Here is a 23,268-nt window from a genome sequence, read left to right as displayed (position 1 = left end):
ACCGGTTCCGTTCGACGTGAAACGGTGAGTTCCTGGCACATCGTGTCACCGCTTGAAAAGGTCTTTGATCTTCTCTTTCGCGCCCCGCATCCTGCCTCGTGCTTCGAGGGCGGCACCCTTTGCGGCAAGGGTGTCCTTGTGCACCGAGTGGGCTGCCTTCCTCAAGGTCTTTCCGGCAACTTGTTCGGCCTTTGCCTTGGCCTTCTCTCCGGCGCTCATCTCAGTACCTCCGCGCGGCGCCATTGACCAAGTGCCCTTGAGGCAGGGAAACAACCTCGAATCGTCCCTCCCGTTGCCGGGCGGGCCGATGAAGGCGCCCGGTGCGGCCAACGGGTCACGGCGAGGCGGCCGCGGGTGTGAAGTACGGCTGGTGGTCGCGGTCGGCCGGCCCTCCGGGGCACGGCCAGCGGGGTCGAATCAGGCGGTTCGTCGGGCACAGGCTGTTCCGGATCAGCGTTGCCTGTGTTTTGTTCATCTCCCTGTCCCGTGCCCGCATCGCCGGTGGCAGGCACCCGTCGATCAGGGAACTCCACGCCGGAACTGTGCAGGTCAGACTGCTCTTCGGCGGTAGTGGGCCCGTCTGCCCCGGTGACGTTCCGGGAATCCTCATCATCGGTCTGCCGATCGGGAAGATCCCTGGACATCGGCTGCTGCTCCGGTTCGCCGCTGTGGCCTTCGGGCTGGCGTTCCTTCATGGCATTGCTCGCATGGCATTGCTCGCTTCCTCGTGGTCAGTCCTCGCCCCCAGCCCGCCGAGTTGCCTCAGCGGTCACCACTGCCGTTGCGGTGCGCCAGGACCGGCTGCGCCCGCCGAGGCAGCGCGGCGCGGGCGGAGCCGGCCCTCGCCACGAGCCAGTGGCGGTCGTCGCGGAGCCGCGCGAGGCGGTGCCGGCGGGATGGGGGAGGGGAGGGGAGCGCCACCGGGCGTTCAGGACCTCGGCCGTGATGAAGCTCGCCCGCTCCGAGACGAGGAAGACGTCGACGCGTGCCGTCTAGGCGGTCCGGGTCGGCCGTTCGAGCGTGGTCTGCATGCCGAACTCCGGACATCGCCACTGGTCACCATCTGTGCGCGCCCTTGCGTGACAGGGACGATGGCGCCCTCTTGAAAGGCGTATTGAGCCAACCGTCCTCTTCACCGATGTCGCACGGCACGGCGACAGGTCGGCGACCCGTCCAGCTGACCAGCGTCACAGTCCCTCCCGCGTCCTTCTCCTGCATCGGGCAGGCAGCTGAACAGCATGTCGGCGCCTTCACCTGCGAGCGCCACGGCCCGGCCGAGACCGGAGCCCCGCTGGTCACCACCGCCTACGATCCGCAAAGCACGCTGCCCTCATAGGCCTCCTCCCTGTGATCGGGAGGCGGGTCCATCAGCCGGTCCAGCCCGGGTGCCGCTGGTCCTGGTCCTCGTCGCAGAGGCTTTTCGTCCACCCCAGGGTGAAGGCGACCACGTCGACATCGATGTCGACGGGTGGCTCCACCCTCACCAGTAGTGCCGTCGTCCGCCCACCTCACGCCCCACCGCTCCGAGGACCCACAGCACGATCCCGATCGCCACCAGGATCACTCCGATGGTCCAGAGGATTCCGATACCGGCGATGAGCCCGACGACAAGGAGGATGACTCCAAGAATGATCATGAAAGCCTCCAGTGGGGACGTCGTCCGCAGGCGCCCACCCTTCTCCGAGTCCCCAGCTTTCGGCAACGCAAACGGAGGCGGGGCGGCCGGGGGGGAGGGGTCGGTTCGCGGTCAGTGAGCACGTGAGGTTCTCAGGCGTCCCCTGCGCTCCGCCGCCCGGGGAGAGCACCGTCATGACTCCGAATCCTGTTGCCGCCTTTGCCAGGTGCCGCAGGCGAGAACCTCCCCGAGCTTGGGTACTCGCCGGCCATGGCTAAATTCAGACTCTCAGGTCGCAAAGAGCAGAACGGTTCCGTCGGTGAGCTGACGCCTGAGGATGCGGGGCCTGGGCTCGAGGTGGAGGAGCGGGCGCCGGATGCGCCGACGGAGCTTCCCGGACGGGTGTGGGGCCGTGTGTTCACCGGGAGTCTGCGGGAGTTCAAGAAGGACGAGCTGGCCGACCGGGCGGCAGCCCTGACGTACTACGGCGTACTCGCGTTGTTCCCGGCCCTGCTGGTCCTGGTCTCTCTCCTGGGCATCACCGGTAGATCGACTACGGACAAGGTCCTGGACAATCTCAAGCAGCTCGCACCCGGCCCGACCCGGGACATTCTCACCCGCGCAGTGGAACAGTTGCAGGGCAACGCCGGCATCGGTTCCATGATCGCCATTTTCGGTCTGGTGGTGGCCCTGTGGTCGGCGTCGGGCTATGTCGCGGCGTTCATCCGCGCCGCCAACGCCATCTACGACATGCCCGAGGGCCGTCCGGTGTGGAAGATCCTGCCGGTGCGGGTCGGCGTGACGGTCGTACTGATGGTGCTGACGGTCGTCAGTGCGCTGATCGTGGTCTTCACCGGCGGTGTGGCCCGCCAGGCCGGCGCGGCGCTGGGAGTCGGGGACACCGCGCTGACGGTGTGGTCGATCGCCAAGTGGCCTGTCCTGGTCGCGCTGGTCACGATCATGATCGCGATCCTGTACTGGGCGACCCCGAACGCGAAGGTGAAGAGCTTCAAGTGGATCACTCCTGGCAGCTTCCTGGCCCTCGTGATCTGGATGATCGCCTCCGCCGGATTCGCCTTCTACGTGGCCAATTTCGCCTCGTACAACAAGACCTACGGCACGATGGCCGCCGTCGTCGTCTTCCTGGTCTGGCTGTGGATCAGCAACCTGGCGATCCTCCTGGGGCTGGAGTTCGACGCTGAGGCCGTGCGTCAACGGGCCGTCGCCGGCGGCATGTCGCCCGAGACCGAGCCCTACACCCAGCCGCGTGACACCCGTACATGGGACGAGGAAGACCGACGCCGCCTGAAAGACGGCGATGAGTGACGGGCTGCGGGTCGCCGCGGCCGCGTCAGAGGCGGCCGCGGCCGTAGTACCGGTCGGCGGCAGGCGGCGTCGCCGCGGTGCTTGTCCTTGCCGTACTCGGGCCTGCCGGCGGATGCCGATGTCCTGGCCGGTCACCCCGGTGCGCGAGGGCCATGGCCACACTGGCTTCGGGTCGTGGTCCGGCCAAGTGCTCGATCTTCAGCCGGATCAACGTGCCGTGGAGCAAGGAGAGTTCTTCGCAATGGTCGATGACAGGGGGCACGAGCCTGCAATCGGGAGTGCGTCCGGTCCCAACCAGGGGTTCCGACGCGGCCGTAGCGGGTGGTGTCGCATGCAACGGCCTGGCCGGGGGTCTGCCTGGACCCCGGTTTCGCAAAGGTGAGAACGCTGTCGTGCTTGCGGGACTGCCCACCGCGCGGGGTGGAGCGGCGCGGGCCGGCGTCGCGGAGCATCAGAGGGTCCGCGCGGAGCCGGCCGGCCTGCTCGACGGGCAGGTCGGCCAGGACGCAGGCGAGGCGGGTCGTGCTGGACGTCCGCGAGCTTCGCCGCGAACGCCCGACGGCGGCCGGCACGGAACGTCGTGGCCGGTGTCCATGACGACGCGGACGTCCGCACCGCCAGGCCGCCTGTCCGGAGTGCACAAGTCTCCAGCGCGGCAACGAAGGAGTAGGGCCGGCCGGGGAAGAAGTCCGCACCGCGCCCCCGGTCATGGGCCACGGCGCGGGCCTCGGCCGATGTCCCGGCCTGACACCTGCCGATACCAGGCCAAGCCAGGCCAGGGAACCAAGGGGCCGAGTTCGTCGACGAAGCGGCGTTCGCAGTCGTTCAGCTGGGCGATCAGACGTGCCGGGGCTGGACCTCGGCCGGGTGGGGCAGCGACCTCGTCGCCCTCGTCCCGTCCATGGTGGGATGCTTGCGGCCCTGATCGTCCGCCCTGTGACTCACGTGCAGCACGAGGATCACCACTGCGGACGACTCACCCCGCGCCCCCGGGCAGCGGCGCCGTTCCTTGTGCCGAGACCGCGGAGGAGATGGGTGTCCTGGGCGCGGCTACCGCCTTCCCTCCTGGGCGGCGGTGCGGGAGTGTGCCGAAGCGTTCCGTCGCTCCGCCCTGATGACGACCAGTTCCTCGCTCTGCTGTCCGGCGCGCACCAGGCCCTGCCGGAGCAGCCAGGCCAGACGGGACCGTACGACCGGGCCGTACGGGATGTGTGCCCGTTCCATGATCTCGCCCCGCAGGCCCGCCGCTGCCAGACCCGCCAGGGTGGCATCGACTCCGGACAGGGCGGAGTGGACCATCAGCAGCGCACCGTGGGCTTTCAGGAGGACGGGCGCCGCGACGCAGATCTCGTCGATGACCGCTCGTCCGTCCCGTCCGGCATCCCAGGATCGGGCCGCGCCGCGGCGCGGCGGGCGGGCATGCGGTGCGGGGACGTAGGGCGGATTGCTGATCACGAGGTCGAACCGCCGGCCGCGCACGGCCTGGGGAGCACTTCCCCGCCGGACCTCGACCGGCAGACGCAGGTGCCGCGCGTTCACCCACGTGGTGAGTGCCGCCCGCCAGGAGACGTCAACCGCCGTGACGCGGGCCCCCTTTTCCGCCGCGCACAGCGCCAGCGCCCCACTGCCGGTGCCGATGTCCAGGACGTCCGACCCGGCGACGGCTTCGGCCCGCACGGCCCTGGCGAGCAGCAGGGTGTCCTCCTGAGGGGGGTACACACCGGGCAGCCGCCACAGCGGACCCAATCCGTGGCGGACGTCCAGCGGATCCAGGTCCGCCGCCCCGGGCGGTGCTTCGTACACTCGGTGCATGGCTGAGGCCCGCACGGTCAGTGGCCGGGCTTCCGTTTGAGTTCCGCCTTGTCCATGGACGGGCGGCCGTGCAGATCGCGGCGTCGGGCCTTCGCGTAGAGCTGATCGTAGGTGGGGCCCTGGGGGCCGCTGTGCGAGCGTCGGCCACTCCGCTCGGAGGACGGCCTGTCCTGGGTGGAGGACTTGCCGGCGGTCTTGGACTCGTCCGCCCGAGCGCGTTCCTTGTTCACGGTACGGGCGGCGATTTCCTTGGCCCTCTTCTCGCTCCCGCCCCTGTCCTCGACGCTTTCCTCGATGTGCTCGTACTGGCGCTCACGCTTGGGACCGGACCCCTGCGGCATGGCGGCCTCCTTCGTTCGGGACGGCACACCCGTCGTACCGGTGTTCGCGTCCGGCGGGTCGCTGGCCGGCACCGGTCGCTGTTCCGCGAGTCCCACGGGTACCCGTTCTGCCCGGGTGTATCCGGCGCTTCTCAGGCATCACGGATTGCCGGTCGGCCCCTCGGGGTCGTCATCGCGGACGGGTGCCTTCGTGGATGTTTGAGCTGTGCTGAGGTGTGTACGCGCCCGGTATGACCCATTCGAAGCGAGAGACAGAGCGCAAGTACGAAGCCCCCTCGGCCGACGACACGTCGTGGCTGGCCGCGCTCTTCGGCGTGGAGGGGATCGCGTCGGTCGTGGAGAGGGGCACCGACGAACTGGACGCCGTGTACTACGACACGGACGACCTGCGGCTGGTCGGCGCGTCGGCGACGCTCCGGCGAAGGACCGGCGGCCCTGACGCGGGCTGGCACCTCAAGCTGCCGGTGTCCGGGGACAGCCGGGAGGAGGTGCGGGCCCCGCTGTCCGAGGTGATTCCGGACAGTCTGCGCGACCTCGCCGTCTCCCGTGTCCGAGAGGCGGAACTGAGGCCGGTCGTCCGTATCCGGTCCACCCGCAGTACCCGGCACCTCGTCGATTCCGCGGGCATGGTCCTCGCGGAGCTGAGCCTCGACGAGGTTCACGCCGAGTCCCTGCGCGGGGGAACCGCGCGCGCCTCGTGGACCGAGACGGAGATCGAGCTCGCCGAGGACGTCGACTCCTCGCTGCTCGACCGCGTGGACAAGGTGCTGCGCGGGAGCGGCATCGAGCGTGCGGGGCACCCGTCGAAGCTGGCGCGGGCCCTGAAGGAAACCGGCGCCGGGGTGCCGCCCCTCCCGCACACGGGCCGTGAGAACGTCGTACCCGGCTCGGCCGCGGATGAGGTTCTCAGGTATGTGGACCAGCAGGTGCGGACTCTGGTGGACATCGATCCCGCGGTACGCCGTGACCTGCCCGACGCGGTGCATCAAATGCGTGTCACCTGTCGGCGGCTGCGCAGCACCCTGCGTTCCTATCGGCCGGTGCTGGACCGCGAGGTCACCGATCCGGTCCGTGAGGAGCTCAAGTGGCTGGGCGGCGAGCTGGGAGCGGCACGTGACCAGGAGGTCCTGGTGGAACGGCTCGGCTCGCGCATCGGGGCCCTCCCCCGCGAACTGATCCTCGGGCGCGTCGATCCCAGGCTGCGGGAGTGGAACGCGGCCCGCACCGTCGAGGCTCGTCGGCGGACCCTCGACGCCCTGCACTCGAGCCGCTACCTGGAACTCTTGAACTCCTTGACCGCGCTGACGGAGAAGCCCCCGCTGGCTCGAAAGGCTGATCACAGCCCGGAGAAGGTGGTGGTCAAGGCCATTCTCAAGGAGTACAAGCGGCTGGCCGGCCGGGTGGCGCACGCGCTGGAACTGAGCCCGGGGCCGGAACGTGATGCGGCCCTGCACCAGGCCCGCAAGGCGTCCAAGAAGACGCGGTACGCCACCGAACCGGCGCGCGGCGTGCTCGGGAAGCCCGCGAAGCGGCTGGGCAAGCGGGTCAAGGGCGTGCAGAAGGTGCTCGGAGACCATCAGGACAGCGTGGTCGCACGGTCGGCCCTGCGGGATCTCGCTCTCGACGCCCACGCGGGGCACGAGCCCAGTTTCACCTGGGGGCTGTTGTACGGCCAGGAGCAAGCCGAGGGAGACAGGTGCGAACGGGAACTGCCGGCGGCGTGGGCCCGTACGTCGAAACCACGCCTGCGTAAGGCGCTTGCCGCCTGAGGGGCCGATCGCCCGGGCGGGGCATGCACTCGTACCGGGGCGGCAGCGGACCGCGAGCGGATGCCCTCGGGATGGGGTGGCGTGTGGAGGGAATTGGCCAAGTCGCGGCCAATTCATGCTCCGTAGAAAGCATTCGGACGGCTGAGCCCCCACCCTGTACCCACGGACATCAGTGCATTGGGGTGCGGGGATATGCGCCACCAGTGTGAGGGTGGGGCGTTCCGAGTGGCGTGCCGACGCGACGCGACGCGCAGCCGGTCGTCCAGCGACAGGTGCGTCCATATTCGGCCTTGCCGAGAGATGACGTCCGCCGTGGGTGTGGGACTCGGATGCCGGGGCACTCGAATTTTCGAAGGTCGAGAAAGAGCCGGCGGGCAACTCAGGTTGAAAGTCGGCATCATCATCGAAGTGCGAAGGGTTTTCATGTCTGAGGATGTGTGGGGTTACCGCGAGACGACCGGCCGTCTGCAGGGCGTCGACCTGACGGGTTACAAGGTCGAGGCCGTCGACGGCTCCATCGGCAAGGTCGACAAGCACTCCGACGAGGTCGGCTCCTCCTACATCGTGGTCGACACCGGGCCGTGGATCTTCGGCAAGGAAGTACTCCTGCCGGCGGGCACCGTCACCCGTATCGACGCGGACGAGCAGAAGATCTACGTCGGCCGGACGAAGGAGGAGATCAAGAGCGCTCCCGAGTTCGACAAGGACAAGCACCTCGGCGACGATGGCTATCACCGTCAGGTCGGCGGCTACTATTCCGGCCCGCAGGGGTTCTGACGGATCAGAAGTACGAGGTTATGGGGCGACAACGCTGACGGTTGTCGCCCCATTTCCGTTTTCTGGCTGACCATTCCGCTTTGGAGGGCGTGGGAAACGCGTTCCGAAGCGAGAGCACGGTCGGTGGAGAATGCTCACCGCGCGCGCAATGACCAGGAGCGAGGTCACGAGGGCGGCGACGCTCTGGATGCTCATCATCACCTTCGCACGCGTGGACAGGGGCATGGTGTCGGTCGGGCTGAAGGCGGTCGAGTCGGTCACGGAGATGTACAGGTAGTCCACGAGGGCCGGTACCCAGTCGGAGGTGGTGCCGACGCCGTCCGCGACCTCCTGCACCGCGTCGGCGTTCTCGTCCTGTGAGAAGCGGAAGTCCGCCGGCGGGAGTTCGCCCCGGGGGCCTGGGTGCGTGCGACGGGGCCGCCGCGGTCCAGTTCCCAGTAGGCGAGTCCGAAGGCGATGATGTTGGTGAGCCGCACCTGTAGCGCGGCGACCAGCAGGGCGCGGCCGTCCTTCACGCCCGCGTAGATCACGAGCAGTGCCATGCCCGAGGCGGCGGCCGCGGCGGACGCCGCGAACCGATGAGGAAGCTCGCGGTGGGCGCCGTGCCAGGCGGGGACGGCGGTGTCGGCGGCGAGCACGGCGGTGCAGGAGGCCAGAGCCGGTCCGAGGAGCGCGGCACCCGCTGTCGCGGCGGAACCGGTCCGGGGCATCCGTCCCGTGGCGGCGCTGAGGGCCGCCACCCCGGCGGCGGGCCACCGGCCGACGTTGATGTGGGGTGATCGCTGCCTTCCTCCTGGGCTCCTGGAGGAAGCGGCGTTCCGGCTTGCCGTGGGTGGATCCGGTGGGCGGCCGAGCCCCCGACGCAGGGCCGCCCAGGGCCTTCCGCCGCCGAGGGGAGGAGTCGGCCGGGGGGTGCGCCGCAGAGCACTCCGCGGAGGCGCTCAGCGCGCCAGGTCCAGGTCATGGAGGCGGGAGAGGACGTCCTTGCGGTAGAAGTCGAAGAACCCCTGCTGGTCAGGACCGATCTGGCCGACGTACACCTCGTCGAAGCCGGCCCGCACATAGGCGGCGACGGCCTCGGTGTGCTGGTCGACGTCGTTGCCGCAGACCACGGAGTCGGCAACCATGTCCTCGGTGACGAGGGTCGACGCCTGCTCGAAGTGGGCGGGCTCCGGAAGTATTTGGGCGAGTTCTCCGGGCAGTTGCTGATTCGGCCAGAGGCGGTGCGCGGTCTTCGACGCCTCCTGCCGGTCAGTGCCCCAGCAGACCTTCAGCCCGCCGAGCACGGGCTTGTGACCGCCGCCCGCGCGGCGGAACTGCTGCACCAGGTCCTCGTCCGGCCCCATGGTCACGAAGCCGTCGCCGATCCGGCCTGCGAGAGCCGCGGCCTTGGGTCCGAAGCCGGACACGTACACGGGCACCGGCTCGTCCGGAACGGTGTACAGCCGCGCGTTCTCCACGGTGTAGTGCTTTCCCCGGTGCGTGGTGCGCTCGCCGGTGAACAGGGCGCGCAGCACCTGGACGGCTTCCTCCAGCATTTCCATCCGGGTGTCGGCGGCAGGCCAGGCCCCGCCGAGAATGTGCTCGTTGAGCGCCTCCCCCGTCCCGATCCCGAACCTGAACCCGCCCGGGACCAGGGCCCCGGCGGTGGCCGCCGCCTGCGCGTTGACAGCGGGATGCACGCGGATCGTCGGGCAGGTGACGAACGTGGTGACCGGCAATGAGGTGACCTGGGACAGCGCTCCGATCATGCTCCAGACGAACGCGCTCTGACCCTGTTGGTCGTTCCAGGGATGGAAGTGGTCGGAGATCGCCAGGCACTCGAACCCGGCTTGTTCCGCCGCCCGTGCCTGCTCCAGGAGTTGAGCGGGGGTGAATTCCTCGCTGGCCAGGAAGTACCCGTAGCGTGCCATGAGCCGTCCTTCCCTTCCGCTCGTTGTGATCCGCGCCGGGTTTCCCGATCCGCGGTGGGCCAAACGTCGGGATGCGGACGGGCCGGGAGGGTATCCGCGCGAATCCGAACGCTATGAGCCGATATGCGCAGGCTGAGGGAGTTTTGTCTGGAACACGCCTATTGGGGAACTCGGGGGCAGTGTCGGACGAGCTTACGGAGGCAGGCCGATGCGTCGAGAAATGGTGCGGGTGAAGCCCCGGAAGAGGCCCGATCCCCGTCTTGGCACGCCGGAGGAGGCCGGGATGCGCCGGCGTCCTGAGATCCAGAAGGACATCGCGCGAACGTGGTGGCCGGATGGATAGACCTGGCCGACGTCCGCGTCTCCGCCGTCCCGACGGCCTGCGGGGGCGACGGCGGGTGGCACGGTTCTCGCCGCCGCACCCTCGTCCCCGGCAGGCGCCCGCGCCCGCTGTGTTGCCGCTTCAGGGCCAGAAGCGGTCTCGGAACGCAGGGTCCGGCGGGACGGACCCGACGTGCTCGACGGCTGCCAGGGGCTCGGCCCCCACCGTCGGGTCACACCGCCTCTCGTGGGCGTGGGAGTCATCGCGAGGTCCAGTGCCGGCGCGCGGGGTGGGGTGATCTGCGGGTGATGTCTGCGGAAGGAGGCTCGCGGCCATGTCGGCCGATGCGAAGAGTCCTGCGGAGGGCCGTGCTGCCGATGAATCGCAGGAGCCGGGACCGCTGAACGAGGCGCTGTCGACGGCCGTGCGCCGTACCGGCGCGTCGGCAGGCGGCATTTACCTACTGGACGACGCCCGGCGACTGCTGTGCCTGACGGTGGCCTGCGGCCTGCCGCGCGATGTCGTGGAGTCGTGGTGGCGGATGCCTGTGAGCACACCCGCTCCGATAGGTGAGGCGTTCCGCACCGAGCGACTGGTGTGGGTCGGCTCGCAGGAGGAGATGGCTCGCTCCTACCCGAACACCGCCGCGGCGCTGCCCTACAGGTTCGCGTTCGCCGCGGTGCCACTCGCCGACGGGACCCTCGGCCGGGGTGTGCTGTTCCTGATCTGGCCGGCCAGCCACTCCGGCCGCGCCTCGCCCAGGGAGAGAGGGCACCTCGCCGCCCTCGGCAGACGGGTGTCCTCGATGCTGGAAGAGCTCGACACCCCGTTCGACCTGCGACAACGGCCACGCATCATTCCCCTGGACGGCGCGCCCCGGCGGCTCCCCGTGTCCGCGCAGGCCGCCGCGGACCTCACGGAGCGACTGCCGGAGGGCTTCGTGGCCCTGGACCTCGAGGGCCGGATCACCTTCCTCACCAGCAGGGCCGCCCAGCTCCTCGGCCGTGACATCGACCAGCTCATGGGGACCCGCCCATGGCAGTCCCTGCCTTGGATGGACCAGGTTCTCGTGGAGGACCACTACCGCACTGCGGTCATCAGCCGGGAAGCCGTCTCCTTCTCCCTGCTACGACCGCCGGACACCTGGCTCGACATAGAGCTCCACCCCGACTCCAGCGGCATCAGCGTCCGTGTCGGCCCCGGCCGTCGACAGCCCGGCCGAACGCCGGCAAGGACCGCCGACGCCACCCCTGCGGCATCCGTCGGCCGCCTCTACCAGCTGGTGCACCTGGCGGCCGCTCTCACGGAGGTGGTGGGCGTACAGGACGTCGTCGACCTCATCGCCGTCCAGATCCTCCCGGCGTTCGGAGCCGACAGCATGGTGCTGTCCGCCGCCGACGCCGGACGTCTGAAGATCACCGGCTATCACGGCTATGACCGCCAGACCATCGAACGCCTCGACGGTCTTCCTCTGGACACCCATCTGACCCCGGCCGGCGAAGCCCTGATCACCGGGATCCCCTCCTTCTTCGGCGACCCCGAGGAACTGGCCCGCCGGTACCCCGCCGCGCCGCGGATCAGTGGCAAGCAGGCCTGGGCCTTCCTGCCGCTCATCAGCAGCAGCCGTCCCGTCGGCTGCTGCATCCTCACCTACAAGAGCCCGCACGTGTTCACGGCCGATGAACGGGCCGTCCTCACCTCACTGGCCGGCCTCATCGCCCAGGCCCTCGACCGGGCGCGCCTGTACGACGTCAAGCACCGCCTCGCCCACACGCTCCAGGAAGCACTCCTGCCGCGCAGTCTGCCCACCGTTCCCGGTCTGGAGGTGGCGGCCCGCTATCTTCCCGCCGGCTACGGCATGGATGTCGGTGGCGACTTCTACGACCTGATCCGCCTCGACGACGCGACCGCGACCGCGGCCGCGGTCATCGGTGACGTCCAAGGCCACAACATCGCGGCCGCGGCACTCATGGGACAGGTTCGTACCGCCGTCCACGCGACCGCGGGAGCCCGGCCGGACGAAGTCCTCTCCCGGACGAGCCGCGTCCTCGCAGACCTGGAAGCGGATCTGCTCGTCTCCTGCCTGTACGCGCAGATCGACCTCGGCCGCCATGAGATCAGCCTGGCCAGCGCCGGCCACGTTCCTCCGCTGCTGCACCGTCCCGGGCAGCCTCCCGAAGTGCTGCGCATGGAACCCGGTCCGATGCTCGGGATCGGGGTGGACCTCCCGTACCCGATCACCACGATTCCGATGCTGCCAGGAGCCGTCCTCGCCCTCTACACGGATGGTCTCGTCGAAGTCCCGGGCTCCGACATCGACCGGTTGTCGAGCGACCTCGCCCGGCTCCTCGGACGCGGTTCGGAACTGGACCGGATCGTCGACGACCTGCTCCTGCGCTCGTGGCCGGACGGCCACCCCACCGACGACATCGCCGTGCTCCTGCTGCGGGCCGAAGGCACTCCGTGACGGCCCGGCGCAGCGCCGTCCCACGGGGGAGCTGATCACCCGTGGTGTCGGATGCCGTCACCGGCGGTGTCGTCCTGGTCCTGATGGCGAGGGCCGATGCCCGATCCCCGGGCCGCCGGCTTCTCGGGTGTGCCGTTCTCCTGGCCTGCGGGGTGCTCTCCCGTGTCCGGCCGAGGGGCGGACGCCTTGGGCGTCCGCCCCTCGTGGGGACGGTGGTTGAGACGGCCGGGAGAAGGCGTCGATCCCGCCCGCCTCGCAACTCGGCGCCGCTCCCGCCGGACAGGCGCGTACTCCATCTGCGGCGAGCGTGGACGGCACGCCGCTTACGGAACACAGGCGCTCGCGGACCTGCGGCTCGGTGGTGACTGACGGCGGGCGGGCTCAGCCGCGCCGCAGCATCAGGACGACGGCGATGACGATGACAATGAGGACGATGGTGCCCAGGCCTATGTACACGGGGTTCTCTTTCTCTCCGAGGGAGGGTCGTGCAAGGCCGGGTGCCCCGTTCCGGGGGATCCAGCACCTCCGCGTGCTGGATTTCGCCGGTGTGCCCCGTCGTCGCTCGCCGGGCGGGCCAGGTTTTCCCGCGATCCTCTGTTTTCTCCGGACGTAAGTCGGATCCGGCCGGGTTCCCGCGCTGGTCCTGGCTCGGTGGTGTTCGTGCGACGACCGGGTGGTCGGCCGTGTCATCGTCGTGTGAGTGCCCGTTGCGCAGAGGAGAGGGCGTACGAGAGGGGTCGGTGTGCCCCCAGGGCCGCGTGAGCGGCGTTGGCGCCGGAGGCACCGTGGACTCCGCCTCCGGGATGCGCGGAGGCGGGGGCCGGATACGGGCCGCGGACCGGTGTCTCGGGCCGGCCCGTGCCGGGGACCGGGCGGAAGACGGCCTGTGGGCGGAGGTTGGTGGTACCGCCGTTGAGGGCTCCCTCGTCCAGGTTGGCGTCGACGGCCTCCAACGCGGGAGGCGCGAGAATGCGCCGGCTCAGAATGTGATCGCGGAAGCCGAGGGGGGCGTACGTTGTGCAGCATGCCTCCCGCTCCGCGCAGGGGGTGCTCGTCCACGATGACGAGCGTGTCCTTGCCCCACGGGCGGACATCGAACGCGATGCGTGCGCTGCCGAGCCCGAGACGTGCCTCCGACTCCAGGTGCCGGGGAGGCTCGAAGCGGCGTAGCGCGGTGCGGCCCTCGAGGGTTCTCGGCCCGAGTCGGACCGTGTGGGCGAGGGACGAGCCGACCTCGGGCCAGCGGCCCTCACCGGGTTCGGAATCCGAGGTCCGACGACCCGGTCCGCGTATCGCGACGGGTCTTCGAGAACGCTCCGGAGCCTGGCCGGTGAGCGTTCGATGAGCTGTGCCGGAATGCCACGGCTGCCTCCCTCACGGATTCTTCGGGCGTTCGGACGGGCCGAGCCTCATTGGTGCGAGGCGGGGGCCCGCCGAAGGTTCATCGGACTGACGGCGCGGACAGCGAGGCGCTCGCGCGGACGGGAGCTGCCTCGGTGATGACGGATGCCGACGGCGCCTTCCGTCACCTCGGGGTCTCACCAGTAGTGACGTCGCCCGGCTACGGCGTGTCCCATCGCTCCGAGGACCCACAGGATCGCTCCGATGACGAGCAGGACGATTCCGATGGTCCACAGGATCGATATCCCGGTGACGAAGCCGACGACGAGCAGAATGATGCCCAGGACAATCATGATCTCTCCCTTGGGGAGTGGCGTGGGTTCGATGAACTCCAGGCGCTCGGTCGCTCCATGCCACACCTGATGGGGCGCCTGCGGGCGGATCTCGACGGCCAGGGAGGTCGAGCCGAGATCCGACGGGTCCTACGAGCGTGAGTCCGAGTGCCCGCGAGAGGTGGAAGCAAACCGGCTTCTCGTACGGGAGGGCCGCTGAGGGCCGTCGCGAACTCGGCCGAGGCCGTGTTCGCGGAATGATCCAGCGCTCTGCCGGTCCGGTCGCCGTGGGACAACGCCGGTACCGGGGTCAGTCGGGCGGGGGCAGCAGCGTGCCGAGCGGTCCGAGATCGAGATTGAGATCGTCCAGGGTGAGCCCGTAGCGCGCGCACAGCTCGGTCATCCGGTCGTGGAGGACCATCAAGGTCGCGCCCAGCCGTTCTTCGTCGTCCTCGCTGAGGTCGCCCTGGTCCACCCGGTGCAGCGCCTGGCGTTCCATGAGCTGACGGAGCAGTTCGACCAACGTCAGGACCAGTCGTACGAGATCGCGTTCCACGGTGTCGGGATCGGCGTTGATCCGGCCGGCCGGTGGCCGGGCCCCGGTGCCGGACCGGGTCCGGTCGGAGGGCTCGGCCGGCAGCAGCCGGAAGGCCCGCGCCGTGATCTCCGCGGCCACCGCCAGGGGATCGGACGCCTCCCGGCCGTCGTCATCGGCCATGGCCGCCTCGCGAGGGGGGAGTGATCCGTTCTCCCTCCAGGAGCGACGGTGCGCTTGCCCAGGGGGAGGGGTTCTCCGGGCTGATGGACACGATCAGTGCCCGCAGAGAGATCCGTACGAGATCGATGTCGGCGATGGACAGCACCACGTCGCCGGTCAGGACGACCCCTCCGCCGAGCAGCCGGTCCAGCAGGTCGATGAGCGCGATCTGCCGGTCCGGAAGCGGTTCGAGGTGCGCCGGGCGGCCGGGGTCGGTCACGGAGCGACACCTCCCGCGGTGTCGTCCGCTCCCTCCCCGGGCATGGCGAAGGAGTACGGCGCCCAAGGGCCGGTCACCTCCACGCGCACGCCCGTCAGTCCCCGGCTCGCCCCGGCCGCCTCGGCGCGGAAGGCGTCGCCCCGGTCCCGGGGCACCAGGTAGGCGTCGTTGACGACGTTCTCTCCCGCGGCTTCGGCCAGGACACCCTGCTGAGGACGATGGCCCACCCGGTCGGTGGCGAAGGCGCGCGCCGTGTCCCGTACCCGGTCGGCGGCCTCCTGGGCCGCTCGGTACGCCGCCTCCCGGTCGCTGCGCTGGCGCCTTCGCGAACCGAGGTAGGCGCGCCCGGGCGTGAGCCCGGGCTCCTGTGGGGACTCAGGAGGGACCGAGGCGGTGTGCACGCTCTCCTCGACGTAGATCTTCACTCCCCATTCGACCTGACCGGCGATGTGGTCCAGCCGTTCGGCGAACACCCGGCCTTCGGAGCGCAGTACCTCTCGCGCCCTGGTGTCGTCCAGATAGACGGTGGCCAGGCGCAGGGGCAGGACCCCTGTGAGCGAGGCGACCTCCTCGACGACCGAGTGGTGCGCCCGGGCGACCGACTCCAGCCAGTCCAGATCTTCGAAGTGCCGCTTGAGCCCGTCCTCCCGGAAGTCCGCCGCCGGGACCGCGCTCACCACGAGAACGATGTCGTCCTCGTCCTCGGCGATCAGGTGGACCGGGGCGTTCGCGACCCCGCGGAGCCCGGTCAGGACCTGGGCCAGGTCACGGTGGGGGCGGGCCACCGCGTACGCGTAGGTCACGGGTTCAGGCATCGCGATCACTTCGCCGGCGCGTACCGCCACGTGGCTTCGGCTTCGGCTTCGGCTCCGGTTCTGCTTCCGCTTCCGCTTCGGGGATGGCTCGCTCCCGGCGCAGTTCTTCCAACTCGGCGCGCAGCTCGCGGTTCTGTTGGGCCAACGATCTGTCGTCCCGGGCCCGTGACGAGAGCGCGGGGTCGTGCTCCCACCAGTCGATGCCCATCTCCTTGGCCTTGTCGACCGAGGCGACCAGCAGCCGCAGTTTGATCGTGAGCAGTTCGATGTCGAGCAGGTTGATCTGGATGTCGCCCGCGATGACGATGCCCTTGTCGAGGACACGTTCCAGGATGTCCGCGAGGTTGGCGGACGAGCCCTGCGCGTACGGCGATGGGGCGGCTCTGGACGGGGAGGCGCCCAGCCGGTTGGAGAGCGGTTCAGTCACGACGGTGGCCTCGTGTTCCCGTGGATCCGTTCGGTCGGTCCGGTGTGATCAGGCGGGTCCGCCCTGGGCGTGGATCCTGATCTCCTCCAGTCGGTCGAGCAGTTCGTCCTCCCGCTGGTCGAACGTCTCCTCGTCGATCTCTCCCGCGAGAAGCTTCCGTTCGAGTTCGGCGAGTTCGAGCCGCACGGGCGCAGGGTCGTAGTACTCGTCCTCCGCCACCTCCAGGACCCGGTCCATGACCCAGGCGACTCCGCGCACGGGAGCGAGCGGGAGGGTGACAAGTTGGGTGAACAGACCCATGACGCATCTCCGTCAGCTGAAACTGTAGGGAGGAAGCGGACCGTTGAGCCGGAAGTCGAAGCCCTCGCCCATCTGGTGGGCGAGACTCAGTTCCGTCGCGAGGAAGATCTCCTCCTGCTCCGCCTCGACCAGGAACGAGACGTTGAGGAAATCCGCTCCGCCGGGCAGGCCGGGCTCGACATCCTTGGCGAACGGGCGCAGTGCCTCGATCACCCCCGACGCCAGCGCCTCCTGCCTGGCCTGGACCTCCTGGGCGACCAGCTCGCCCAGCCTCATCGCCGCGTCGGGGTCGGCCGTGCCGTCACGGATCGCGTCGTTGAGCTGTCGTGCCGCTTCGGACTCCGAGAGGATCTCGCGCAGCACCATCTCCTCCTCCTGCGACGCCTTGAGGTGGTATTCGGCACAGCCGTCCAGCCGTCTCAGCGAGTCGGCGTAGGCGTCCGCGCGCTCCTTCAGCGCGAACCGCACCGATTCGTCGTCCGGCGCGGTATAACCGAACCGCAGGGGCAGCACGGCGCCGTCCGACATCAAGCGCTGCTGGACCGCCTGATGCGCTCCGATGTCCCGGCGTTTGGGACGGAGTTCCTCAGGCGAGTCGCTGACCACCGCGCAGAGGGGGCCGGCGGTCACGGTACGTAGCGGAGAGGGGTCAGCTCCCACGCCATCGAGCCCGTCGAGGCGCAGGGGATGGTCCTTGAACGTGATCGAGTAGACGTATACGGCCATGACTCACTCCTCCTCGCGGGACGCGGTTCTCTCCCGCCTGGAAGAGCGCCGGGCCGGCCGCCGCCGTCGCTCGACCGTCTCCTCCTGCCCTTCGTCCTCCTCCACCGCGTCTTCGTCCTCGGCCTCGTCGTCGCTGTCCCTGCCCGTGATTCCCTGGATCGTGTCCGTGACCGCTTCCGCGGCACCGCTCAGGGCTCCCTTGGATTTGCCGTGCGCTCCCGACTCCACCGAGTCTCCGACGAGGTCGGTGAGCTTGGACGGGCTCTTCGATCCGGACTCCAGGTCGAGACGGTTGCACGCCTCGGCGAAGCGCAGATAGGTGTCGACGCTGGCCACGACGATGCGCGCGTCGATCTTCAGGATCTCGATGCCCACCAGGGACACACGGACGAAGACGTCGATCACGAGTCCGCGATCGAGGATGAGTTCCAGAACGTCGTACAGGTTGCCGCTCCCGCCGCTCCGGGCGGGGCCGCCTCCAGTCTGCGGCACCACGGTCATGGTGCCTCCTTTCACCGGCTGTGGTGTCTCAGCGCCGGTCGATCTGTCCACGCGTGTAGCGGCGCTTCCGCTCGTACGCCACCAGATCGCCCTCCTTGTCGAGCGTCACGCGGTAGGTCGCCATCACGCTGGTGGTCTCCGGAATGCGTTCCAGTTCGAGTACCTCCACGTCAGCCTCCCAACCATCGTCCCTCGGCTTGATCGCCGACACGGACTCCGGGGGCCTGCCGAGCAGCAAGCCGAGTTGTTCCACCGCCGAGCGGATGGCCCGCGCGGCGCCGCCGGAGCGGGAGCGCGCCGGACGTTCGCTCGCGGGGCGCCGCGCGGCACTGCGACCACCACTCGATCGCCGTTTCGCGGGCTCTGCTGCGGCCATGGTGTCTCCGGTCGTCGGAACGGACGCCCTGACTCCCGTGCACGGACGCCATAACTCTCATACATAGAAGTACACGTAACTCTCATGAATAAACGTGCAATCTCTCGACATAGGGGTACTTGTCGCGTCAGACATGGATGGCGTCCCCCGAGGACGGCCCGTCGGACGGTGCGGCTCGGGGGATTCACGGACTGGGTCGTCCGAAAGGAAAAGGTTCATGAATGACACGACCAAGATCGCCCTGGCGGCCGCCGTCGCCGGTGGCTATGTGCTGGGACGGACGAAGAAGGGCCGCCTCGCCTTCGCGGCGGCGACCTACCTCGCCGGCCGGAGATTCGGGCTCGAACCGCAGCAGCTGATGACGGAGGGGCTGCGCCGCCTCGGGGATGTGCCCGGGGTCGCGGACCTCAACGAGCAGGTGCGGGGAGAGCTGCTGAAAGCCGGCCGCCAGGCACTGGCCACCACGGCCGACCGCCGCCTCGCCGACCTCGCCGACTCCCTCCGTGAGCGGACGCTGCGCGTCGGCGAGAAGAGCGAGCGGGACGACGAGGACGAGGCGGACGAGGAGGACGCCGAATACGACGACGAGGACGAGACGGACGAGACGGACGAGCAGGACGAGGAGGACGAGGAACCGGAGGCGGGCGACCGGCAGGCCGACTACGAAGAGGAGGAGGACGAGCCGGAGGACGAGGGACCGGAGGACGAGGGACCGGAAGAGGAGCCGGAAGAGGAGGAGCCGGAGGGCGACGAGGAAGAGGAAGCGGAGCCGGCGGAGGAGCGGCCGCACAGGACACGCCGGAGCCGGACCGCGAGCCACGACGCGGCCGAATCCCCTTCGCGCAAGGCGGGCGCCAAGAAGACCACCTCTTCGGGAGAGGGCGGCTCCAGGAGGAGGCCGGCGGCAAGTAAGACCACGGCGAAACGACCGGCGAAGAAGACGGCGAAGAAGACCGCGCCGCCGGCGAAGAAGTCGGCTCCGGCGAAGAAGACCGCCGCGAAGAAGACCACGGCGAAGAAGGCCCCGGCGAAGAAGACCGCCGCCAAGAAGACCACGGCGAAGAAGGCCTCGTCCAGGACCACCAAGAGCGCCTCCGGGCGACGGAGGTAGCGTCATGGCAACCAAGGACCGTGCCCCTGAGGACACGAACGTGTCAGGTATGGACGCGCTGCGTGACGGGCTCGTCGACTATCTCGGCGCCCAGCTGGAACACCTGGTGGAGAAGGCGGGAGACAAGGCCGCGGACGTGACCGAGCACCTCTTCGACGTCGCGGACAACGGAGGCCCCCTGCTGGGGGCGGGCTCCCGCATCCTCCAAGGAGACTCCCCGATCAAGGCACTGGTGGGGGAGAAGGCCAAAAGCGTCAAGGACAACGTCGTGGGGAAGGTGAAGGACGCCTTCGGCGGCGGGGGCAAGAGCAAGTCCGGCAGCACCAAGGTCACCAACATCATCGAGGTGCTGGACGTCGGCGTACCGATACGCACGGCCTATGACCACTGGACCCAGTACGAGAAGTTCAGCAGCTTCACCAAGGGCGTGCGCAGCGCCTCCCAGGACGGCAAGGGCGGCAGCAGCTGGAAGGTGAAGGTGGGCCCCTCCACCCGTAGCTGGAAGGCGACCATCCAGGAACAGGTCCCGGACGAGCGGATCAACTGGAGCTCGGAAGGCGCCAAAGGCAGTACGCGAGGCTGCGTGAGCTTCCACGAACTGACGCCCGACCTGACACGCATCGTGCTCGTCGTCGAGTACTACCCTTCGGGCCTCTTCGAGAAGACCGGCAACATCTGGCGCGCCCAAGGACGCCGTCTGCGACTGGACTTCAAGAATTTCCAGCGTTACGTCACCCTCACCGACGAGGAGGCCGAGGGGTGGCGCGGCGAGATCCGCGGCGGCGAAGTGGTCCGCACCCACGAGGAGGCTCTGGAGGAGGAGGCCGCCGAGAACGACGAGGCCGCCGAGGACGAGGAGGAGACGGAAGGGGCGGACGGCTACGACGACGAAGAGGGTTCCGACAAGGACGAGGACGTCGAGAACCCGGAGGAGGACGAGGAAGCGGAGGAGTACGACGAGGACGAGGAGGACGACGAGGGCGCCGAGGACGACGAGGACGCCGAGGACGACGAAGCGGAGTACGAGGAGGAGTGAGAGGCTGCCTGTGGCAGATCCGCCCCGCCGGCCCGGCTCGGGCTCACGTCTCGTCCTCCATACGGATCACCCGCTTGAGATCCTCGTGCGCGTCGCCGGGCGCGTTCTCCTGCAGTTCCAGCATCGCCGCGGCGATGGCGTCCAGTTTGCGCTGGATCGCGCGCTCGGACCGCAGTTCGGAATTCTTGAGCAGGGCGAGAAGGAGCAGCGTCACCGCGGTCATCGCGTCACCGGCGAGCAGGAGCCACGCTTGGCCGAGACCCGCGATGTGCGCGGCGACGGTGAGCGAGACCAGCACGACGCAGAACGCGAAGAAGAACGGCGAGCTCGTGAACCTGGACGCGGACTCGGCGAAGCGTTCGAACCTGCCGCGTTCGTCGCCCCCGCGGTCGGCGGGATGCTGAATGGTCATGGTCAGCGCTTGGTCCACAGGCGCACCCGGGCCGTGGCAGTCTCCGTCATCTCCTGTGCCTTGCCGCGCAGTTGCTCACGCCGCCCCGACCTCTGGACCGATCGGTCGCCCGTCGCCCTTCCGAGGGTCTCCTTCACCTTGCCCCTGACCTGTTTGACCTTCGCGTTGCCCTTGAACCTCATCGTCGCCGCCTCTCAGGGAGCGCTCGCGCCGCGACGCGGCGCCGCCACGCCTTCTTTCTCACCGTGTGGCCTCTCGGACGGCACCGCAAACCGGCGGGTTCGTTCCCGCCGCCGGTCCTTCGAGGGTGAGCGGGCCGACCGCATGTCACCGGAGCCGAACGCCGCCCCCGCACCCGAGCGGGCGGGCCCATGCCCCGTCCCGGTCAGTGCCGCGGCAGAGGTGTGCGCAGGGCGGACCGCTTCCGTGCCCACGCGGTCCTGATGTGGGTGGCCAGACGGTCCTCCAGGAGGACGGTGGCCGCGCAGCCGAACGCGACGTCCGCTGCCACACCGGGTTCGTCGCAGAGGAGACCGTCGATGACCTCGTGGCGTACGACCTGTTCGTGAACGGCGTCGGCCTCGACGTGCTCGGCGTAGAAGTGCTCGGCGGCCGCACCCGCTCCGCACCGTCGCATGGCCTTGGCGAGACGCCGGGAGCCGGGGGAGGACGTGACCTCCACGCAGGCGAAATGGCCCACCAGCGCTCCACGCAACGCCCTGTGCAGACCGAACAGCGACATGAGGTTCACCGTGGCCAGGAGCGGGCCGGGAGCCTGGTCCAGGTAGCGGCCGTAGGTGGGGTCGAGATCGAGGTCGGTCATGAGGTCGGCGAAGAGACGGGCGTGGACACGGTCGGCACGGCCGGCACCGAACTCGTCGTACTCGATGGCCACCATCGCCGCCTTGGCCCGGCCCGTCAGCCGGGGAATGACCCAGGCATGGGGATCGGCCTCCTTGAGGTGGTAGAGCGACCGCAGGGCGGCGTACTCGCGCAGTTGCCAGAGTTCGCCCGTGGTCTGCAGCTGATGGCTGAGACTGTCGCTGAGGTCCACGGGTTCGAGGAGCAACGGCGCGAAGGCCTCGTCGACCGTGCGGGGCGCGTCGGACAGCTCGGCCCGCAGACTGTTCAGGAACCGGTCTTCCATCCTCTTGCGCAGGCGCAGCAGCTCCGGATCCCATTCCCGGTCGTCGTCGACGCCGTCGAAGCCCCTGTAGTGGAGTTCGTAGAGCAGATACAGCGCGAGCTGGAGGTCGTCGCCCCATGGATCGGCCGCGTCGACAGCGGCCTCCACATCTTCGGGTGGCAGGCCGCTCAGCAGCGATGTCACGACGGCTTCCGACAGGGGGCCGCGTCCTTGGACCAAGGCCGGGCCGGCGGCTGGAGGGGCGGTGCGGATGAGGGGTGCGTTCACCGTGGACTCCTGCGGTGGGCGGTAGGGCCGATCCGCGGGCACGGCAGGCTCAGCAGAGCCCTGCCCGTCGTGATCGTCTCCCGGGGTCGTGCCGGTGGCGGCCTTCAGACGGGTCCGGTGGCTGGTGTCGCACCAGGGATGGGCCCGGCTGCGGCGGCAGACGCAGAGGGCCACCGCGAAGCGCTCCGAACGGGCGGTCGTGCCGTCCCCCAGGGCGACTTCCACCGGCCCCTCGACCAGAACCGGCCCGCCGGGCTCGACCCGCGCGAGGCGGACTCCGCGAGCGGAGGAGATCGCTCCGCCGGGGTCGGAGAGTTCGGTCACGGACGATCACCACTTCCTCGTCGTGGTCGCATGCCGGAGATCCTCGACGGCCACGGCGTCGGCGCGCAGCCATGGGCCGTCCCGGAGTCGACACACGCCGGGCCGGCCGGCCGTTTCAGCGGAGGCGTTCCGCACGTCACAGCCCTACCGGGCACCGCAGCCTCCTGACCTGAGATCCGCAGAGCGGAGTCGTGTGAGAGCGCCTCGGGCAGGCGAGGCCGGACAGCGGTCCGCCCGCCAAGCGCGTTGCAGAGACCGTCGGCTCGAACCGAACCGGCACGATCGGGCCCACGGGTACCCCTTCTCCGGCACCCCTCACGTGAACCTTCCGAACCACCGGGTACGTACAACCCGCTCACCATGTACGTGCACGCCCCCGCGCCCGTCGTCATCGTTCTCGGTGCCGAGGCGACCCCTCCGGTGATCGACGCGATCGCGGATGCGCAGCGGAGGTGCGGCCGGTCGGATACCCCGGTGTCGGTGGCGACGCCCAGCGCTTCCGCCCCCAGGGCCCTGCGGACGCGGGTCACGGAGCACCGCGGGTGCCTCGTGAGTGCGTGAGGTTTACAGTCGTGAAGGTCGGGCAATCGGGTGTTGTGCTTCGGACCAGAGGCCAGGCCGAGCGGCTGTCACCTCGCTGTCGAGGGCTTTTGGTGAACCAGGCGCAGATCTCCGCACGGCGTTCCTGACCAATCGCTTTGGCTCCGCCCGAGGCTTTGTTCCGTGCATGACGTGCACCCGCGCCGCTCAGGAGTGAATTCTCGTGCTCACCGAGATGACCACAGGTCGTTCACCGGCCATTCGTGCTTCGATCCAGCGGGAAGGCTCCAAGGC

At 69.4% G+C, this 23,268-nt stretch carries 24 protein-coding genes and 1 pseudogene; 7 read left to right on the top strand and 18 right to left on the bottom strand.

Features of this window, described 5'->3' with window-relative positions:
* Positions 1–45: 45 nt before the first annotated feature.
* Together ACFYW7_RS24215 and ACFYW7_RS24210 are read right to left on the bottom strand one after the other, a co-directional pair.
* The gene (locus ACFYW7_RS24215; protein WP_389505712.1) at positions 46–219 is read right to left on the bottom strand and encodes a hypothetical protein; all 174 of its coding nucleotides are present in this window, start codon (positions 217–219) and stop codon (positions 46–48) included.
* 1,261 nt (positions 220–1,480) lie between these two features.
* Complete coding sequence (locus ACFYW7_RS24210; RefSeq protein WP_389505709.1) at positions 1,481–1,636, bottom strand: hypothetical protein; 156 nt, start codon at positions 1,634–1,636, stop codon at positions 1,481–1,483.
* 249 nt (positions 1,637–1,885) lie between these two features.
* Here ACFYW7_RS24210 and ACFYW7_RS24205 point away from each other — a divergent pair, with 249 nt between their 5' ends.
* Complete coding sequence (locus ACFYW7_RS24205) at positions 1,886–2,941, top strand: YihY/virulence factor BrkB family protein (protein ID WP_389505706.1); 1,056 nt, start codon at positions 1,886–1,888, stop codon at positions 2,939–2,941.
* Positions 2,942–3,991: 1,050 nt separating this feature from the next.
* On the opposite strand, the gene ACFYW7_RS24200 is transcribed toward ACFYW7_RS24205, so the two are convergent.
* Positions 3,992–4,753 (bottom strand): HemK2/MTQ2 family protein methyltransferase, encoded by a 762-nt coding sequence (locus ACFYW7_RS24200; protein ID WP_389505704.1) that lies wholly within the window; start codon positions 4,751–4,753, stop codon positions 3,992–3,994.
* Between the two features lie 17 nt (positions 4,754–4,770).
* Complete coding sequence (locus tag ACFYW7_RS24195) at positions 4,771–5,094, bottom strand: plasmid stabilization protein (RefSeq protein WP_389505702.1); 324 nt, start codon at positions 5,092–5,094, stop codon at positions 4,771–4,773.
* 230 nt (positions 5,095–5,324) lie between these two features.
* Here ACFYW7_RS24195 and ACFYW7_RS24190 point away from each other — a divergent pair, with 230 nt between their 5' ends.
* The 3 genes from ACFYW7_RS24190 (at position 5,325) to ACFYW7_RS24180 (ending at position 7,917) form a co-directional block, all read left to right on the top strand.
* Complete coding sequence (locus ACFYW7_RS24190; protein WP_389505700.1) at positions 5,325–6,863, top strand: CHAD domain-containing protein; 1,539 nt, start codon at positions 5,325–5,327, stop codon at positions 6,861–6,863.
* Positions 6,864–7,286: 423 nt separating this feature from the next.
* Positions 7,287–7,640: a PRC-barrel domain containing protein gene (locus tag ACFYW7_RS24185; RefSeq protein ID WP_389505698.1), complete on the top strand. Its 354-nt coding sequence runs from the start codon at positions 7,287–7,289 to the stop codon at positions 7,638–7,640.
* Between the two features lie 148 nt (positions 7,641–7,788).
* On the top strand, positions 7,789–7,917 hold the full coding sequence (locus ACFYW7_RS24180; protein WP_389505696.1) for a hypothetical protein: 129 nt from the start codon (positions 7,789–7,791) through the stop codon (positions 7,915–7,917).
* 664 nt (positions 7,918–8,581) lie between these two features.
* Here the strand turns inward: ACFYW7_RS24180 and ACFYW7_RS24175 are convergent.
* The gene (locus ACFYW7_RS24175; RefSeq protein ID WP_389505694.1) at positions 8,582–9,553 is read right to left on the bottom strand and encodes a TIGR03557 family F420-dependent LLM class oxidoreductase; all 972 of its coding nucleotides are present in this window, start codon (positions 9,551–9,553) and stop codon (positions 8,582–8,584) included.
* 656 nt (positions 9,554–10,209) lie between these two features.
* Here ACFYW7_RS24175 and ACFYW7_RS24170 point away from each other — a divergent pair.
* The gene (locus ACFYW7_RS24170) at positions 10,210–12,342 is read left to right on the top strand and encodes a SpoIIE family protein phosphatase (protein ID WP_389505692.1); all 2,133 of its coding nucleotides are present in this window, start codon (positions 10,210–10,212) and stop codon (positions 12,340–12,342) included.
* Between the two features lie 1,538 nt (positions 12,343–13,880).
* Here ACFYW7_RS24170 and ACFYW7_RS24165 read toward each other — a convergent pair.
* The 9 genes from ACFYW7_RS24165 to ACFYW7_RS24125 form a co-directional block, all read right to left on the bottom strand.
* Positions 13,881–14,036, bottom strand: a complete 156-nt coding sequence (locus tag ACFYW7_RS24165) for a DUF6131 family protein (protein WP_389505690.1) — start codon at positions 14,034–14,036, stop codon at positions 13,881–13,883.
* Positions 14,037–14,325: 289 nt separating this feature from the next.
* Positions 14,326–14,733 carry a gas vesicle protein K gene (locus ACFYW7_RS24160; RefSeq protein ID WP_389505688.1) on the bottom strand — a complete coding sequence of 136 codons (408 nt, stop codon included), beginning with the start codon at positions 14,731–14,733 and terminating at the stop codon, positions 14,326–14,328.
* Positions 14,723–14,992 carry a gas vesicle protein gene (locus ACFYW7_RS24155; RefSeq protein WP_389505686.1) on the bottom strand — a complete coding sequence of 90 codons (270 nt, stop codon included), beginning with the start codon at positions 14,990–14,992 and terminating at the stop codon, positions 14,723–14,725. The genes ACFYW7_RS24160 and ACFYW7_RS24155 overlap by 11 nt, the downstream gene beginning before the upstream one ends.
* A complete protein-coding gene (locus ACFYW7_RS24150) occupies positions 14,989–15,807 on the bottom strand; it encodes a GvpL/GvpF family gas vesicle protein (RefSeq protein WP_389505684.1) in 819 nt (272 codons plus the stop codon). The genes ACFYW7_RS24155 and ACFYW7_RS24150 overlap by 4 nt, the downstream gene beginning before the upstream one ends.
* The gene (locus tag ACFYW7_RS24145) at positions 15,800–16,234 is read right to left on the bottom strand and encodes a gas vesicle protein (protein ID WP_389505682.1); all 435 of its coding nucleotides are present in this window, start codon (positions 16,232–16,234) and stop codon (positions 15,800–15,802) included. The genes ACFYW7_RS24150 and ACFYW7_RS24145 overlap by 8 nt, the downstream gene beginning before the upstream one ends.
* A gap of 48 nt (positions 16,235–16,282) precedes the next feature.
* On the bottom strand, positions 16,283–16,534 hold the full coding sequence (locus ACFYW7_RS24140) for a gas vesicle protein GvpG (protein ID WP_389505680.1): 252 nt from the start codon (positions 16,532–16,534) through the stop codon (positions 16,283–16,285).
* A 12-nt stretch (positions 16,535–16,546) separates the two neighbouring features.
* On the bottom strand, positions 16,547–17,260 hold the full coding sequence (locus ACFYW7_RS24135; RefSeq protein ID WP_389505678.1) for a GvpL/GvpF family gas vesicle protein: 714 nt from the start codon (positions 17,258–17,260) through the stop codon (positions 16,547–16,549).
* A gap of 3 nt (positions 17,261–17,263) precedes the next feature.
* Positions 17,264–17,761 (bottom strand): gas vesicle structural protein GvpA, encoded by a 498-nt coding sequence (locus ACFYW7_RS24130; RefSeq protein WP_389505676.1) that lies wholly within the window; start codon positions 17,759–17,761, stop codon positions 17,264–17,266.
* 28 nt (positions 17,762–17,789) lie between these two features.
* Positions 17,790–18,137, bottom strand: a complete 348-nt coding sequence (locus tag ACFYW7_RS24125; protein WP_389505674.1) for a gas vesicle protein — start codon at positions 18,135–18,137, stop codon at positions 17,790–17,792.
* 217 nt (positions 18,138–18,354) lie between these two features.
* On the opposite strand from ACFYW7_RS24125, the gene ACFYW7_RS24120 reads away from it, so the two are divergent.
* Both ACFYW7_RS24120 and ACFYW7_RS24115 read left to right on the top strand, forming a co-directional pair.
* Positions 18,355–19,248 carry a histone protein gene (locus ACFYW7_RS24120; RefSeq protein ID WP_389505672.1) on the top strand — a complete coding sequence of 298 codons (894 nt, stop codon included), beginning with the start codon at positions 18,355–18,357 and terminating at the stop codon, positions 19,246–19,248.
* 4 nt (positions 19,249–19,252) lie between these two features.
* Positions 19,253–20,284, top strand: a complete 1,032-nt coding sequence (locus tag ACFYW7_RS24115; protein ID WP_389505670.1) for an SRPBCC family protein — start codon at positions 19,253–19,255, stop codon at positions 20,282–20,284.
* Positions 20,285–20,327: 43 nt separating this feature from the next.
* Here the strand turns inward: ACFYW7_RS24115 and ACFYW7_RS24110 are convergent, their stop codons facing one another.
* The 4 genes and pseudogenes from ACFYW7_RS24110 to ACFYW7_RS24095 all read right to left on the bottom strand — a co-directional run.
* Positions 20,328–20,696 (bottom strand): low affinity iron permease family protein, encoded by a 369-nt coding sequence (locus ACFYW7_RS24110; protein ID WP_389505668.1) that lies wholly within the window; start codon positions 20,694–20,696, stop codon positions 20,328–20,330.
* A gap of 2 nt (positions 20,697–20,698) precedes the next feature.
* Positions 20,699–20,878 carry a CsbD family protein gene (locus ACFYW7_RS24105; RefSeq protein ID WP_389505666.1) on the bottom strand — a complete coding sequence of 60 codons (180 nt, stop codon included), beginning with the start codon at positions 20,876–20,878 and terminating at the stop codon, positions 20,699–20,701.
* A gap of 203 nt (positions 20,879–21,081) precedes the next feature.
* The gene (locus ACFYW7_RS24100) at positions 21,082–22,095 is read right to left on the bottom strand and encodes an iron-containing redox enzyme family protein (RefSeq protein ID WP_389506434.1); all 1,014 of its coding nucleotides are present in this window, start codon (positions 22,093–22,095) and stop codon (positions 21,082–21,084) included.
* A 141-nt stretch (positions 22,096–22,236) separates the two neighbouring features.
* Positions 22,237–22,434 (bottom strand): annotated as a pseudogene (locus ACFYW7_RS24095) (CDGSH iron-sulfur domain-containing protein); the annotation flags it as partial.
* Between the last annotated feature and the right edge of the window lie 834 nt (positions 22,435–23,268).

The sequence above is a fragment of the Streptomyces sp. NPDC002580 genome (assembly GCF_042889485.1).
Lineage (GTDB): Bacteria > Actinomycetota > Actinomycetes > Streptomycetales > Streptomycetaceae > Streptomyces.
This window is presented reverse-complemented; position numbering and strand designations above follow the sequence as displayed.